Below are 14,845 nucleotides of genomic sequence, written 5' to 3' on the forward strand. Positions count from 1 at the left end.
TTCTTGTTCAGTTTTCAAAGGTCTTGTTGTCTCCTAAGAGACAACTTCTATATTCTAGCAAACTTGTTAACTCTTGTCAACTACTTTTTTAAAAAAGTTTTTCGTTCACTTAGTTGCTCTCTCGAGACAACTTATTCAGTATATCAACTTCTTCCTCCCTTGTCAACAAGTTTTTTGAAAAAGTTTTTTTTACGTTCTAACCTCGCGATCGGAACTCAATTAGTATAGCAAATTCTTTACTAATGTGTCAATCTCGTTTTTAAAAAAAAGTCACTGCCTTTCGGCAATGACTTTTGCATTTACTATTTTGCTTCAATGAGACCCAATTCTCCATCTTCACGTTTGTAGAGAATATTCGTCACACTATCTTCAGAGTCTGTATAGATAAAGAAATCATGTCCAAGTAATTCCATCTGTAGAAGGGCTTCTTCCAAGTCCATTGGTTTCAATGTAACATGTTTTGTTCTAACAACTTTACTTGCTGGACTCTCTTCAATGTTTTCAGCTTCAAACTCATCTGTAAAGACTTGACCGGTTGGTGCTTTTTCACGATGTTTCTTTGAGATTTTTGTTTTGTTTTTTCTGATTTGTCGTTCAATCTTGTCAACAACCAAATCAATTGATCCATACATATCTTGTGAGACATCTTCTGCTCTGAGTGTTACTGAACCAAGCAAAATTGTTACTTCAACCTTAGCTGTTTTCTCACGATATACTTTTAGGTTGACTCTGACATCCAACTCTTGGTTAGAGTTAAAGTATTTTTCAACTTTGCCGAGCTTACTTTCAACATAGTCACGGATAGCTTCTGTTACTTCAATGTTTTCACCACGGATACTATATTTAATCATAAGATACCTCTTTCTCGCATTTAAGCGCTTTCTTTATCTTTATTATACTGTTTTCATGAAAATTTGCAAGTTTTTTTGTTATCTTGCTAAAGAAAATGTCAAAACCTTAGAACAACCTGCTTCTTGTAAGAGAGTTTTTGCATGCAATAAAGTTGCACCAGTCGTATAGACATCATCTACAATAATTACTTTATCTAATTTTGGTAAATCTTTTCTTAACTGAAAGGGATTTTTACTTACTAATCGCTCCTTTCTCGACTTAGACGATTGTTTTATTACCTTTTCTTTTTCAAAAAGTGACAAATATGGAATCCCTGCCGCCTCTAAAAGAGCTTCAACTTGATTAAATCCTCTTAGCTTCTGATTTTCCTTATCCATAGGAATTGGAACAACTTGAAAATCCTTATAAGCTTTCAAAGCTTTTTTCAAGTCTTGTTTAAAAACATCCTTGAGAAGATAGTCACCCATAAATTTAAAGCGAGACATATAATCCTTCATGGCTTGATTATATTGATAGATAGATTCATGACTGATAGTTTCCCCTTTTTCTTTCCAAATAAGACAATCTGAACAAACAGTATCTTGATGAGATTTAAAACAAGATGGACAATGATTATCAGAAATAGCTTCAAATCCTGCTTGGCAGGTCGGACATAGGGTCTTTTGATTTTGTCTAATAGTAAGTAAGTCAAGAAAACTTATCTTTTCTGTGAGACTTTCTTGGCAGAGAAGGCAGTTCATTCAAATCCTCCTTTTTGATTCATGGTCTTGATTTCTTTGACTGCTCGTCGCATAGCTCTTGAAATGCCTTGATGAAAAAAGTAAACCAAACCATCAGGTCGTTGACTAGCACGACCAACCCGCCCTGCTATTTGCACCAAAGATGAGGAAGTATAGAGTCTATGCTGAGCCTCCATGACAAAAACGTCGACACAAGGGAAGGTAACTCCACGCTCAAGAATGGTCGTACTGATCAATATGGTCAGGTCTTCTTGTCGAAACTGTTGGACCAGCTCTGCTCGATTTTCCGTAACACTAGAAACAAAGCCAATTTTTTCCTCAGGGTAGCAAGTTTGCAAAAGTTTGGTAAATGCTTCTCCTCTTTCAATATTAGGAAAGAAAATTAGAAGCGGAAATCTTGTTTTTCTCTGCAAGTCAAACTGTTTTTTGAAAAAACTATCTAGTTTTCCCTTTGTAAATGCCTTGGGGAAGTTCTGGTTTTCCATAAATTTTGGAATAACAAGTGGGTTGGCGTGGAAACGTCTTGCTAAGTGAAGTAACTCCAGTTCTTTTCGCTCAACTTTTTTTGAAAGCATCTTTGTCGAAGTGGCTGTCATATAAATACGACTGGCATTTGGTTTAATGGCTTGGTCAACAGCGTGATAGAGCATGTGATTATCGACATAAGGAAAAGCATCCACCTCATCAATCAAGAGTAGGTCAAAAGCATGGTAAAATTTGAGAAGTTGATGGGTCGTTGCGATAACCAAGGGTGCTCTTTGGTAGTCTTCAGATTCACCATGAAGGAGAACAATCTTACAATCAAAATCTCTGTTAAGACGCTCATACAACTCCTTACAGACATCAATTCTAGGACTAGCCAGACAAACTTGTCCGCCACGATTGATACAATCTGCAATAACCTGATAGGTCATCTCCGTTTTACCTGCTCCTGTCACTGCATGAACTAGAAGTTGCTTGCCTTCACGAAAACCCGTCACCAAGCCATTTGATACCTCCTCTTGATAGGGGGTCAACTGTCCCTCCCAGACTAGGACAGACTTGTCTCTCTTGGGAAATGGCTGAGCAGGGAAATTATAAAGCATTTCTGAACTCCTTATCCTTCCTAAAAGAATGCAATTTCTACAATAAGAAGTCCCATCTGCTAATAACCAGTCCTTCTCAATCAGACTAGCACATCGTTGACAGGTATTTCCCTTTTTAGCCTTAAGAATTGTCGGAAGCTGACTAGCATGTAATTTCTCGTCATCACTTAATTGATTGCTGGTCAATAAGCGACCATAGTAATCTTGAAAGTTCTCCATAACTATTTATTCGCAGTTACTTGAATTTATGATAAAATTTTCTTATGAATTACAAAACTATTTTTCAAGACGGCATTGCCGAGGAAGAGATTAAAAAGTCACGTTTCATCTGCCAACTCAGACGTATTGAAACTGAGGAAGAAGGACGTGAGTTTATCGCTCAAATCAAAAAAGAACATTACAAAGCTAGCCACTCCTGCTCTGCCATGATCATCGGAGAAGATAGTAGTATCAAGCGTTCAAGTGATGATGGGGAACCTTCTGGTACAGCTGGCGTACCCATGCTAACTGTTTTGGAAAAGCAGGGCCTGACCAATGTGGTGGCTGTGGTGACACGTTACTTTGGTGGAACCAAGCTGGGTGCTGGTGGTCTTATCCGTGCTTATGCAGGTAGTGTCAGTCACGCGCTTAAAGAAATTGGAATCGTAGAAGTTAAGGAGCAGACAGGTTTGAAAGTTACTTTGACCTATCCTCAGTACCAAACCTTTGCCAATTTTCTCAGTCAAGAAAACCTACTGGAACAGGAACCTCTCTTTTTAGAGGAAGTTACTAGTACCATCTATGTTGATCCAGAAAAAGTTGAGGGAACATTAGCTTCTCTGACAGAATTTTACCAAGGTAAGGTTCGAGTGGAAGAAGCTGGAAGTCAAATCGTCGAGCTTCCGCTTACTCTTGAGACAAGTGAGGAAAATTGATAGCGATAACAAACGCCTATCACTGTGATAAAAAATAGTTATTTTACAATTAAGCCTATAAGCCTTATACTGAAAACATATTGATTTAAGAGAGGTATTATCATGGCAAAGATTTATAACAATATCACTGAACTCATTGGACAAACTCCTATCGTCAAACTCAACCATATCGTTCCAGAAGATGCTGCTGACGTTTACGTTAAGCTTGAAGCATTTAACCCTGGTTCTTCTGTTAAGGATCGTATTGCTCTTAACATGATTGAAGATGCTGAGAAACGTGGTATTATCAAACCAGGTGATACTATTGTTGAGCCAACTTCAGGTAATACTGGTATTGGACTTTCTTGGGTAGGGGCTGCTAAAGGCTACAAAGTCATTATCACTATGCCTGAAACAATGAGTGTTGAACGTCAAAAATTGATTAAAGCCTATGGAGCTGAACTTGTTTTGACTCCTGGTACTGCTGGTACCAAAGGTGCGATTGATAAAGCTCATGAAATTGCGAAAGAAGTTGGTGGCTGGGTTCCTCTACAATTTGATAATCCTGCTAACCCTGCCGTACACGAAGCAACAACTGGTCCTGAAATCCTTGAAGCTTTTGGTTCTAAGGGACTAGATGCCTTTGTAGCTGGTATCGGTACCGGTGGTACGATCACTGGTGTTTCTCGTGTCCTCAAAGCAGATAATCCTGATATTAAGATTTACGGACTTGAAGCTGACGAATCAGCTGTACTTTCAGGTGACAAACCTGGCCCACACAAAATTCAAGGTATCTCAACTGGATTTATCCCAGTAGCACTTGACACTGAAAGTTATGACGAAGTTATTCGTGTGAAATCTGACGATGCTCTTGCTACTGGTCGTAACTTTGGTGGACAAGAAGGATTCCTTATCGGAATCTCAGGTTCAGCAGCAGTTTGGGCTGCTATCGAAGTTGCTAAAAAACTTGGAAAAGGCAAAAAAGTCTTGGCACTCGCAGCAGATAACGGAGAACGTTACCTCTCAACTGCACTATATAATGATTAAAAAGAAAATCTAATACAAACAAAAAAGCTAAGTTACCGTTCTATGGTAAACTTAGCTTTTTGTTTAGTGTTCTTGTTTTAAAAAGTCTAGGCTTTCATCAATCCATTCTGGAAGGCTATCTGCCAGTGGCTTAAATCCGATTTTATAACGGCTATTTGAAAAGCGATGGCGATGAGGAAATTGATGTTTCTCTTCTTCTAGTGTTCTGAGAGACAGGCTTGCCTTTTTGGTGAACTCATCAAAATCGACAACCTGCACCAAGACTTCTTGACCAATAGACAGAGTGTTGAAGATATTATCAATATAACCTGTCTTGATTTCAGAAATATGGATGAGTCCTGTTGTCTCATTATCCAAGCTGACAAAGGCACCGTAAGGCTTGATGCCTGTGATAGTCCCTTTTATCTTATCACCAATTTTCATTAGTCAGAAACCTCAACTGTTTCAATAATAACATCTTCAACAGGTTTATCTTGTGCACCAGTTTCAACAGCTGCGATAGCATCCAAGACTTTGTAAGACTCTTCATCTGCAAGTTGTCCAAAAACTGTGTGACGACGGTCTAGGTGTGGTGTTCCACCATTTGCCGCATAATTTTCAGCAATAGCTTCTGGCCAACCACCACGTGACAATTCTTTGGCACTGTATGGAAGGTTGCTGTTTTGAACAATAAAGAACTGGCTGCCGTTTGTATTTGGACCAGCGTTAGCCATTGACAAGGCACCACGAAGATTGTAAAGCTCATCTGAGAATTCATCTTGGAAACTGCCGCCAAAGCTAGACTCGCCACCCATACCAGTACCTGTTGGGTCGCCACCTTGAATCATGAAGTCTTTGATAATACGGTGGAAAATAACACCATCGTAGTAGCCACTTTCAGCCAAATCAACAAAGTTTTTTACTGTCAAAGGCGCATGATCCGGGAAGAGCTTGATAACAAGGTCCCCGTGGTTTGTTTTAATTGTTGCAACTGGGCCTTCTGACTCAGCAAGGTTAAGTTGTGGGAAGTTTAATTGTTTTTCTACCATTCCTAATTTCTCCAAGGCATTAAAGATGCCATCTTCTTCTACTGTATCTGTAACGTAATCCGCTTTTGCTTTGATTTCTGGGACAGCGTTGCCCATGGCAATCTTAAGACCAACATAGTCAAAAATTTCCATATCATTTGGCCCATCACCAAACATCATGGCATTGACTGCTTTTAATTTTTCAGCCTTTAGGACTTCTTCAACTCCTGATGCTTTCGAAATACCATTTTTAACAACATCAGAAGAATGCTGGTGCCAAGGTACTAAGCGAACATGGCCAGCTAGTTCTTTTGGAAGTTCCAGCTCTGCATTATTTTCCGCAAAAGTCCACATGTGATAAACATCATTGGTCAAATGAAAATCAGGCTCAACATCGCAAAGTCCATAGACTGGAATCATGGCGTCATCGATCAACTGGCTACGCTCTGAAACAACTGGCTTATCTTTACCAGCAAAACCATAAGCGATACCTTCCTGCTGACACCAGTCAACATAGGCCTTAGTCACTTCTGGATCTAGGGGTTGATTGAAAATTTCTTGTTTTTTCTTATCAATCACATAAGTCCCGTTGATAGTGACAAAGTAATCTGGCTCAAGATCGCGAATCTCAGGAACAACACCATAGAGGGCACGTCCTGTTGCAATCCCTGTCAGAATACCTTTAGCTTTCAAGTCAGCAAAAGCTACCTTGACTGATTCTGGCATGTAACTTGTCTCTTTGCGTCTAAGTGTATCATCAATATCAAAAAAGACAATCTTGATTTTCTTTGCCTTGTACTTTGTTTTTGCGTCCATCCTATAACCTCTTCAAAATATGATAACGTTCTCTTATATTATACCATTTTCTCACTCATCTTGTGGAACTAAATGATGTCTAAAGGCATAAACAACCGCCTGAGTCCTATCATCGACCTGCAATTTAGCCAAAATATTAGACACATGCGTTTTGACAGTTTTCAAGGAAATGAAAAGTTGGTCTGCGATGGTCTGATTATCATAGCCTTTGGCTAGAAGTCTTAGAATATCACGCTCACGCGCAGTCAAGTCATCATGTAGATCAGGATTTTCATCGTGATCCTTGATCTTCTGATCTACTTCTGTCTCAATAGCTAAGTCGCCCTTGGCAACTTTTCGGATAGCATTGAGAATTTCAGCTGCACTAGAAGTCTTTAGCATATATCCCTTAGCACCTGCTTCTATGACAGGGTAAATTTTTTCATTGTCCAAATAAGAGGTCAAAACGAGAATCTGTGCTTTTTTCCATTTTTTGAGAATAGCCAGCGTCGCTTCAACACCGTCCATCTCTGGCATAACCAAGTCCATAACCACTACATCTGGTTTCAGGTCTAGCGCCATCTCCACACCTTCAGCTCCATTAGAAGCTTCGCCGATTACCTCGACATCAGTCTGTAAATTCAAAAAGCTCTTTAAACCTAGTCTAACCATCTCATGGTCATCAACTAGAATAATCGATGTCTTTGTCATTCATTTTCTCCTTAATTTATGATACAAAGGGCGTAAAAAGGTCTCAGCAAAAATAGGGATTTTGACGCAGAGTCGCTAGACTCTAGGAAAAAGAGTCTTTTTTGCCAAGACCTTAGCCCGTGTTCAAATACAATGATACAAAAGCCGTAAAACGCAAAGCAAAAATATTCGGTAAGTCCGAAATCTTCTATTTCGTTGACTTACTAGGACTTTTATCCTTTTGCACCGTTTGTAACCCATGTTCCATTTAGGTAATAGGAACTCGGATATCCATGCTAACGCCCTGCTTTTCACCACTAAGTAGCTTGATACGACCCGCCAAATCCTTGACACGGTCTTCAATATTGGTCAAGCCATAGCTAAGACTTCTCTCTTGATTGATGTCAAATCCAATACCATCGTCAGTCATCTTGAGCTGGACTTCATTGTCCGTCTGATGGAGATAAATCTCCAAATGTTTAGCCTTAGAATGCTTGAGAGTATTACTAATAAACTCTTGAGCAATCCGAAAGAGATTGTCTTCTATGGTCTTGGGTAGGCTAGTCACATCATTTTTGAAGGTAACTTTGATACTTGATTTATCTGTCAATTCTTGAATCAAGACCTTGAAACCTTCTGACAGAGTGCGTCCTTCTAGTTCCGTTGGTCTCAAGTGCAGCAACAAAATCCTCAAGTCTCTCTGTGCAGTATTAATCATCTCCTCAGTCGCTTGAAGCTGGGTCTTAAGTTGATCACTGGTCAAATGATCTAGACTAAGACTTGTTCCAGATACTAGCATGGAAGCTGCAAAAAGTTCTTGACTGACGGTATCATGAAGATCACGGGCAATCCGCTTACGCTCATTCATAACCAGCTCTTCGCCATTCATAAGACTGGCATTTTCTGTCTCCTGCAATCGTCTGGTCAATTCCTTCATTTTTAAGGACAAGAGCTGCAAGCTATAACCAATATCACTATTATCCTTGATCAACTCACGGTTATTGCTAATCCGCTTGATATTCTTATGAATAATCCTCTTGGAATTATAATCGCTCAGCATTGCCACAAAAACCAGCATAATCGTCAAGGATAGGGTCAATAGAAGGATAGAAAAGACAAACTGATTGAGCAACTCAACATTAGCGAAAACCTGCTTTAGTGAGAGATCAAAGCTGTCAATAATAATGAAAACAATGGAAACCACTGTCACCAAGGCATAGAAGAAAAGTAGGAAAATTTGTTGCTTTTTCATACGCCCTTCACCTCAGTATCTCCTGCCAAAACATTGACGATAATCTTGACACGCTTTTGACTTTCTGGAAAGTTTGGCGTCATCAACTTTACTGCCTCATTTCGCAAATCATAGTCACCATCTTGAAAAAAGCTGACGCTACCATAAACCGAAGAAACACTGAGCTGCACAGCTACATCAATGGGAACCAGAATTTCTGTCGGACCATAGACCTTTTGAATAATGATGACATTATCTGAACCTCGAACAATGACATTATCAAGGTTAATGGTATCACGTCCACTGAGACGAATAATGTTGATATCATCAAAACCATAGGCATCACCTTGATGACTCACATTACCAATCCAACGATTGCGACTCGGCTTGAAGAAGATATCTTTTTCCTTAAATCGTATAGTTGCTTGACGGTTCTTAGACTTGACCTGGGCAAAATGATTAATCAGAATATAGATAACACCAAAAACAATCCCGATAATGATATAGATATTAGTCATCATCATCAAAAAGAGAATCAAGAGACTGGTCGTCAAGAGAAAATCCATCCGATTTCCCGCATTATAGTATTTTAAGACCAAAAGCGTCAGCGTTAAAATCATAAAGAATCTGGGCACATCCGTTGCCAAGAGACTCATCATAGCCAAGGCGAACAATACTGCCTCGACAACAATAAAGAACTGAAATTTTTTCATAGATTTTCCTTCTCTTCCCAATTACTCCTATTCTAGCAGAAATAGTCTCCAAATTCATCCGACTCTGGTTGTAAATAGATAGAAAATAGCAAAAAAAGACCAGCCTTAAAGCTAGTCTTTCTCTTAATATTAATTTGAGGACTCTTCCGTTACAGAATCACTAGATGATGAACTTGAAGAGCTATCCGTATCGCTTGACGATGATTCATCGCTTGATGAACTTGAGTTCGTCGTTGACGAACTGCTGTTATGATTTGACGAATAGGCTGTCGAGCTGTTACTTGAAGCCTCTTGTAAGTACAAGGTTACTTGATCACCTGCACTGATACCGATGCTATCTCCATAATAAGGATATTGAGCATAAACAGTCGCTGTTGACGACGGGCTTGATGAGTCTGTCAAAATTTGTGACGAATCCAATCCCAAAGCCAGCAAAGCATTTTTGGCTTCTGAATAAGTCATACCTGTCACATCTGGCATTGTAACGCTAGTATTTACCGCTACCTTAAAGGTGATAGTATCAGAACCTGATAAGCTAAAATCATTTCCAGAAGATGGATCCTGACTGATAATTTCTCCATTAGTATAATTATCAGTTTCAACCTCTTCTTTGACAATTCTGTCCGAAGAAATTCCTTTAGATTTCAAATCACTGACGGCATCACTATACTGTTTACCAGTATAGTCATCTAGGGTAATGCTTTCGCTACCAGTAGATAGGTAGATCGTGATTTTAGAGCCTTCTTTTTTAGAGCTATTAGCAGTTGGATCAGTTTTAATAACATGACCAGATTCAACACTACTGTCAGCAACATTTTCAACATCACCAACAGTAAGACCTGCTTGTTCGATTGTTGACTGGGCTGTCTCAAGCGTCATTCCTGTCACATCTGGAACACTGACAGTAGACTTAGAAGTCATCATCAAGAAGGCAAATCCCGCTAAGGCAAGTACAAAGAAAACTAGGATAATTCTAAAGAGAATGCTTAAGATGCCTCGTTTTTTCTTAGCTTTTTTAACCTTTTGAACTGGTTCTTCTTCAAGCTCTTTAGAAGTAGCTTCCGCTTTAGCTTTCTTTTTGCTCGAGCTCTGTGTATTGAGCAATTGCTCAGTTGTGACACTGGCTGTATTTTGATCAACCTTTGGTAAAGGTTTTACATCTGTTGTGTCTGTAAAGTGCAGCTTAGCCTCATGACTGCGGTTAGGTTGCAAGGATGTCAACAGATCACGACTCATTTCATTGGTCGTCACATAACGATCTGCTAACTTTTTAGCTGTCGCTTTAATGACGACATTTTCAAGTGCTTGAGGAACATTTCGATTTTCCATTGTGATCGATGGAAGAGGCTTTTGAAAATGCTGCAGCGCGATTGTTACCGCACTATCCCCATCATAAGGGATGTGACCTGTCAACATTTCAAAGAGCATAATTCCCATGGCATAGATATCACTTTGGACGGTCGCTTTTGAGCCACGCGCCTGCTCTGGTGATAAATAGTGCACACTACCAAGCATTGAATTGGTTTGTGTTAAGCTGGTTTCAGCGAAGGCTACTGCGATACCAAAATCGGTAACCTTGGCTCTACCATCCTGCGTCAACAAGACATTCTGGGGTTTCAAATCTCGGTGAATGATCCCTTTCTGGTGAGCGAGTGTCATGGCTGACAAAACTTCACTCATAATGCGAATAGCTTCCGCATTCGAAAGAGGGGCATGGTCTTGAATATATTTTTTCAAGTCTGAACCATTAACATATTCCATAACAAGGAATTGTTGTCCATCCTCTTCACCGATATCTCTAATAGCGACAATATTGGGATGATTCAATTCTGCCATGGCTCTAGCTTCTCTTTGGAAACGAGCAACAGCAACTTGGTCAGTTTGATAATTGGTACGAAGTACCTTGATGGCTACTTCCTCATTATCAAGAATCAAATCATTGGCTAAATAAACGTCTGCCATCCCACCACGTCCAATTGACTTCAGGATCCGATAACGGCCAGCAAATAATTTGCCAACTTGGATCATCAATTATCCTCCTGGTCGAATCTAACTAGGGCAACAGTTATATTGTCAAGGCCTCCTGCATTATTTGCAGTGTCTACCAAGGTTTTGGCTTTCTCTGACAAAGTCAGATATGAATCTGTAATGATAGCTTCAATTTCTTCTTTTGAAACCATATTTGTCAGACCATCACTGTTAATCAAAACAGTATCGCCAGCTTCCAAAGGCTGTACACCAAGGTCTAATTCTACCGGATTAGCTTGACCAATAGATTGGGTAATAATGTTCTTTTGTGGATGAACAGCAGCTTCTTCTTCTGTCAGCTGACCTGCTTTAACCAACTCATTAACGAGAGAGTGATCGCTTGTTAGTTGAGTATAGTTTCCTTCATGAATAAAACCGATACGTGAATCTCCAACGTGGGCAAAAATAACATTATTATCAACAACAGCAAGGGCTTCAATAGTTGTTCCCATGCCCTTATAGTCTTCTGTTTGACCCAACTCATAGATTTTCTGGTTTTCTTGCTCAATATGAGCCATCATCCAATCACGAATTTGGCTGAGGTGGCTAAAGTCCGTATTAACCCACTCTCTTCCAAGGTTTGTTACTGCCATCTCACTAGCAATATTACCTGCGCGATGCCCCCCCATACCGTCTGCGAGGACGATAAGTGGAATCCCTACTTTATTATCATATTTATTAACAAAATCTTGGTTATTAGAACGTTTTTGTCCAATATCTGTTAAAAGTGAAATTTCCATAGTTTTAGTGTTTTCTGACAAGGTCAGTTCTCCTCCTACTAATACACTAGGCTTTTTTTCTTACTTGTGCAATGAAGAAGCCATCTGTCAGATATTGTTCTGGCGTGATAGCAAGACAGCCATCAACCATAATATCTTCTTTTTCGTGTCTTAACATAACTTGCTCAAAATCAGGATGTGTCTCCAAGAATTTCCTAATGACTTCCTGATTTTCTTCTGCAACAATGGTGCAAGTGCTATATGTTATTATACCACCTTTACGCAAGGTTTGACAAACACTTGCTAAGATTTCCAATTGGATTTTCTGCAAGCTTTCAAAATCCTGCAAATCCTTATGATACTTGATATCAGGCTTTCTACGGATCAGTCCAATGCCAGAACAAGGGGCATCTACTAAAATCTTATCGAAAGAGTCTTGCGGAAATGTCTCATGAACTTTACTAGCATCTAACTTTTTAGTAACAATACGCTCTTTAACGCCTAGACGCTCTGCATTTTCTTCAATCAAAGCCAGCTTATGGTCATAAAGGTCAAGCGCCGTCACCTGACCAGTCGTCAAATAAGAGGCCATGTGAACAGTCTTACCACCTGGTGCTGCACAGGCATCCAAAACCTGCTCAGAACCCTGTAAGTTGAGTGTCGGTGCAACCAGCTGACTAGTCTCATCCTGCATGGTTACGAGACCTTCTTTGAAATAGCTTGTTCCAGCTACATGCCCAGACGATTTGGTCAGACCTACTTCAGAAAGGACAGAAGGATCAGCCTCTAGAGCAGCAGCCAATTCATCAAAACGACCAGGATCTGTCACACGAAAACTAGCCTTATTACGCTCATGTAAACTCTCAAATAGCTTGACAGCACGGTCTTGTCCGTACTGGTCAATCAACTTTTTGACCAACCAAACGGGCAAGGAATACTGGATTGAATAACGTTTGTTAAGACGCTTGATGGTGCTAGGATCAGCCAAATTACCACTAGACAATTTTCTCAGCACAGCATTGACCAACTTCTCGGCACCCTTTTTATTGCCACGATTTTTGGCAATAGCTACCGCATCATTAACAACAGCGTGAGCAGGAATCTTATCCAGATAAAGCAACTGATAAAGACTGAGCATGAGCAGGTCATAGACCCATGTTTCAAGCTTATCACGATCCTCAATCACATGAGCCAACTGCCATTCCAAGGTCAATTTACGAGCAACCGTTCCATAAACGATTTCCGTCACTAGCCCCTTGTCCTTGTCAGAAAGCTTGCTGATTTTGAGTTGCTGATTAAGAGCGATATTAGAATAGGCTCCCCCACGGAAGACCTCTTCCAAGACCATGAGAGCCTGTCCTCTCGCTGTTTTTTTCCAATCATTGGCCAAAACGGTCACCTACTTCAAGATTTCTACCAACACCATTGAGGAAGTCTGCGATTGCCATACGAGGTTTACCCGCTGGTTGGACGCTTGTTAGGGAGATAGCTCCGCTTTCCGCCGCAACAACCAAGGTCTTTTTGGTTTTCTCAATAATCTGACCAGCTTGTCCCTGACCATCAACCAGCTGCGCTTCATAAATTTTAAAGCGATTGCCATCCAAAATCGTATGAGCAACTGGCCATGGGTACATCCCACGGATCTGATTAAAAATCTCACGCGCTGACTTATTCCAGTCAATACGCTCCTCTTCTGGAGAAATATTAGGTGAGAAAGTTGCCTCATCATGATTCTGTGGCTCAGGCTTGATATCCCCTGAAATATAGCCAGGTAGGGTTTCTAAAAGAAGATCACGTCCAATAACAGCTAATTTTTCAAACATGGTACCGACATTATCGCTATCTAGAATTGGTGTCGATGCCTTAGCAACCATGTCACCAGCATCCATCTCCTTAACCATCTCCATAATGGTCACACCAGCCTCTAATTCCCCATTGATAATGGCATAATGAATTGGTGCACCACCACGGTATTTAGGTAGCAGCGAAGCATGAACATTGACTGCAAAATCAACAGCATTCAAGAGTTTGGGTGGCAAAAATTGACCAAAGGCTGCAGTCACAATACCGTCAGCACCTAGAGCCATCAAGTTTTCTAACTCTGTCGAACCTGACAATTTCTCAGGTTGATAAACAGGAATATTGTGCTCAAGAGCCACCTCCTTAACAGGTGTCATCTTGATTTCTTTCTTACGACCAACAGCGCGATCAGGCTGCGTCGTTACAGCAAGAATCTCATAGCGATCATCCGCTAGAAGACCTTTTAGGACAGTCGCTGAAAAATCAGGCGTCCCCATAAAAATTAATTTTGTCATAATAATAAGATACAAAGGGACGTTCCAGCTTGCTGGAAATTTTCGTAAGGAAATAGGAAATCTACCGATGACGCTTGACGTCTAGGTATGATTTATCTTTTCCTCTAGAAAATTAGTCCCATGTTCAGTTCCTTTCTCTAAGATATAAAATCCATAAAAAAACAATAATAAGTCAAACTACACCATCATTATAGCAATTCTGTTTGACCTTGTCGCTTACTGGCTCTTTTTGTTTGTCAGGCTAGGATAATATTTTTGAAGATAGTTGCTATAGCTATAAGTCATAACAGTCGTGATGAGCCAGATATACCAATCATTCTTAGCGGTGAATAGACCCACGACTGATAATTCTTTAAAGAGGTCTTTTCCAAAATTTTCTAGAATATGGTGAAGAGATAACTCTCCCAAGCTAAGGTATTCCAAGCCAATTCCTAAAAGCAGACTCAAAGCCCAGCCTATCAGAAAGGCATTCCCTTTTTTGATCAAAATCTTCTCGCTGTCTTCTTTTACTTCTAGACTTGTCAATTGAAAGCGAGCAATTGCGTAGGAAATGACTGATAAGCCCAAGACTTCCACAAGGGAGAGTAGCCTCCAATCCATACTGGTCAAAAACATGATTCCTGCATAGATAGGGAGTACTCGGATTTCAAAATTTGATAGCTCTTCAAATTCATTCGCCTTCTGACAAATTTTGAAAACACCAAAACATAAGAGTATGAAAAACATAGAA

15 protein-coding genes are annotated in these 14,845 nt (G+C 40.0%); 2 read left to right on the top strand and 13 right to left on the bottom strand.

Annotated features, from left to right (window positions below; all coding sequences use genetic code 11):
• Positions 1 to 302: 302 nt before the first annotated feature.
• From hpf to JOC28_RS02475, 3 genes are all read right to left on the bottom strand, one after another.
• Positions 303 to 851, bottom strand: coding sequence for a ribosome hibernation-promoting factor, HPF/YfiA family (hpf, locus tag JOC28_RS02465; protein WP_205009064.1), 549 nt, complete (start codon positions 849 to 851; stop codon positions 303 to 305).
• 78 nt (positions 852 to 929) lie between these two features.
• Positions 930 to 1,592 (bottom strand): ComF family protein, encoded by a 663-nt coding sequence (locus JOC28_RS02470; RefSeq protein WP_205009065.1) that lies wholly within the window; start codon positions 1,590 to 1,592, stop codon positions 930 to 932.
• Positions 1,589 to 2,896, bottom strand: a complete 1,308-nt coding sequence (locus tag JOC28_RS02475; protein WP_205009066.1) for an ATP-dependent helicase ComFA — start codon at positions 2,894 to 2,896, stop codon at positions 1,589 to 1,591. The genes JOC28_RS02470 and JOC28_RS02475 overlap by 4 nt, the downstream gene beginning before the upstream one ends.
• Before the next feature lie 44 nt (positions 2,897 to 2,940).
• Here JOC28_RS02475 and JOC28_RS02480 point away from each other — a divergent pair, with 44 nt between their 5' ends.
• Positions 2,941 to 3,591, top strand: coding sequence for a YigZ family protein (locus JOC28_RS02480; protein WP_205009067.1), 651 nt, complete (start codon positions 2,941 to 2,943; stop codon positions 3,589 to 3,591).
• 102 nt (positions 3,592 to 3,693) lie between these two features.
• Entirely contained in the window at positions 3,694 to 4,617 is a 924-nt protein-coding gene (cysK, locus tag JOC28_RS02485) for a cysteine synthase A (protein WP_205009068.1), read from the top strand.
• Between the two features lie 63 nt (positions 4,618 to 4,680).
• Here the strand turns inward: cysK and JOC28_RS02490 are convergent, their stop codons facing one another.
• The 10 genes from JOC28_RS02490 to JOC28_RS02535 all read right to left on the bottom strand — a co-directional run bounded on the left by JOC28_RS02490 (position 4,681) and on the right by JOC28_RS02535 (position 14,841).
• Entirely contained in the window at positions 4,681 to 5,040 is a 360-nt protein-coding gene (locus JOC28_RS02490) for a S1 RNA-binding domain-containing protein (RefSeq protein WP_205009069.1), read from the bottom strand.
• Entirely contained in the window at positions 5,040 to 6,440 is a 1,401-nt protein-coding gene (locus JOC28_RS02495) for a Cof-type HAD-IIB family hydrolase (protein ID WP_205009070.1), read from the bottom strand. The genes JOC28_RS02490 and JOC28_RS02495 overlap by 1 nt, the downstream gene beginning before the upstream one ends.
• Before the next feature lie 51 nt (positions 6,441 to 6,491).
• On the bottom strand, positions 6,492 to 7,130 hold the full coding sequence (locus tag JOC28_RS02500; RefSeq protein WP_205009071.1) for a response regulator transcription factor: 639 nt from the start codon (positions 7,128 to 7,130) through the stop codon (positions 6,492 to 6,494).
• Positions 7,131 to 7,377: 247 nt separating this feature from the next.
• The gene (locus JOC28_RS02505; protein ID WP_205009072.1) at positions 7,378 to 8,361 is read right to left on the bottom strand and encodes an envelope stress sensor histidine kinase LiaS; all 984 of its coding nucleotides are present in this window, start codon (positions 8,359 to 8,361) and stop codon (positions 7,378 to 7,380) included.
• The gene (gene liaF / locus JOC28_RS02510; protein ID WP_205009073.1) at positions 8,358 to 9,053 is read right to left on the bottom strand and encodes a cell wall-active antibiotics response protein LiaF; all 696 of its coding nucleotides are present in this window, start codon (positions 9,051 to 9,053) and stop codon (positions 8,358 to 8,360) included. The genes JOC28_RS02505 and liaF overlap by 4 nt, the downstream gene beginning before the upstream one ends.
• A gap of 129 nt (positions 9,054 to 9,182) precedes the next feature.
• Positions 9,183 to 11,081 (bottom strand): Stk1 family PASTA domain-containing Ser/Thr kinase, encoded by a 1,899-nt coding sequence (pknB, locus tag JOC28_RS02515; protein WP_205009074.1) that lies wholly within the window; start codon positions 11,079 to 11,081, stop codon positions 9,183 to 9,185.
• The gene (locus JOC28_RS02520) at positions 11,081 to 11,821 is read right to left on the bottom strand and encodes a Stp1/IreP family PP2C-type Ser/Thr phosphatase (protein WP_205009113.1); all 741 of its coding nucleotides are present in this window, start codon (positions 11,819 to 11,821) and stop codon (positions 11,081 to 11,083) included. The genes pknB and JOC28_RS02520 overlap by 1 nt, the downstream gene beginning before the upstream one ends.
• A gap of 46 nt (positions 11,822 to 11,867) precedes the next feature.
• The gene (gene rsmB, locus JOC28_RS02525; protein WP_205009075.1) at positions 11,868 to 13,190 is read right to left on the bottom strand and encodes a 16S rRNA (cytosine(967)-C(5))-methyltransferase RsmB; all 1,323 of its coding nucleotides are present in this window, start codon (positions 13,188 to 13,190) and stop codon (positions 11,868 to 11,870) included.
• Positions 13,180 to 14,115, bottom strand: a complete 936-nt coding sequence (fmt, locus tag JOC28_RS02530; protein ID WP_205009076.1) for a methionyl-tRNA formyltransferase — start codon at positions 14,113 to 14,115, stop codon at positions 13,180 to 13,182. The genes rsmB and fmt overlap by 11 nt, the downstream gene beginning before the upstream one ends.
• A 216-nt stretch (positions 14,116 to 14,331) precedes the next feature.
• Entirely contained in the window at positions 14,332 to 14,841 is a 510-nt protein-coding gene (locus JOC28_RS02535; RefSeq protein WP_205009077.1) for a hypothetical protein, read from the bottom strand.
• Positions 14,842 to 14,845 lie beyond the last annotated feature (4 nt).

Origin of the sequence: Streptococcus loxodontisalivarius, assembly GCF_016908645.1 — a bacterium.
Taxonomy (GTDB): domain Bacteria; phylum Bacillota; class Bacilli; order Lactobacillales; family Streptococcaceae; genus Streptococcus; species Streptococcus loxodontisalivarius.

Coding starts and splice junctions, on each gene's coding strand:
- JOC28_RS02475 (WP_205009066.1), bottom strand. CDS start 2,896: ATGGAGAACTTTCAAGATTACTATGGTCGCTTATTGACCAGCAATCAA.
- liaF (WP_205009073.1), bottom strand. CDS start 9,053: ATGAAAAAATTTCAGTTCTTTATTGTTGTCGAGGCAGTATTGTTCGCC.
- JOC28_RS02520 (WP_205009113.1), bottom strand. CDS start 11,821: ATGGAAATTTCACTTTTAACAGATATTGGACAAAAACGTTCTAATAAC.
- cysK (WP_205009068.1), top strand. CDS start 3,694: ATGGCAAAGATTTATAACAATATCACTGAACTCATTGGACAAACTCCT.
- fmt (WP_205009076.1), bottom strand. CDS start 14,115: ATGACAAAATTAATTTTTATGGGGACGCCTGATTTTTCAGCGACTGTC.
- JOC28_RS02535 (WP_205009077.1), bottom strand. CDS start 14,841: ATGTTTTTCATACTCTTATGTTTTGGTGTTTTCAAAATTTGTCAGAAG.
- JOC28_RS02500 (WP_205009071.1), bottom strand. CDS start 7,130: ATGACAAAGACATCGATTATTCTAGTTGATGACCATGAGATGGTTAGA.
- JOC28_RS02505 (WP_205009072.1), bottom strand. CDS start 8,361: ATGAAAAAGCAACAAATTTTCCTACTTTTCTTCTATGCCTTGGTGACA.
- JOC28_RS02470 (WP_205009065.1), bottom strand. CDS start 1,592: ATGAACTGCCTTCTCTGCCAAGAAAGTCTCACAGAAAAGATAAGTTTT.
- JOC28_RS02495 (WP_205009070.1), bottom strand. CDS start 6,440: ATGGACGCAAAAACAAAGTACAAGGCAAAGAAAATCAAGATTGTCTTT.
- pknB (WP_205009074.1), bottom strand. CDS start 11,081: ATGATCCAAGTTGGCAAATTATTTGCTGGCCGTTATCGGATCCTGAAG.
- JOC28_RS02490 (WP_205009069.1), bottom strand. CDS start 5,040: ATGAAAATTGGTGATAAGATAAAAGGGACTATCACAGGCATCAAGCCT.
- hpf (WP_205009064.1), bottom strand. CDS start 851: ATGATTAAATATAGTATCCGTGGTGAAAACATTGAAGTAACAGAAGCT.
- JOC28_RS02480 (WP_205009067.1), top strand. CDS start 2,941: ATGAATTACAAAACTATTTTTCAAGACGGCATTGCCGAGGAAGAGATT.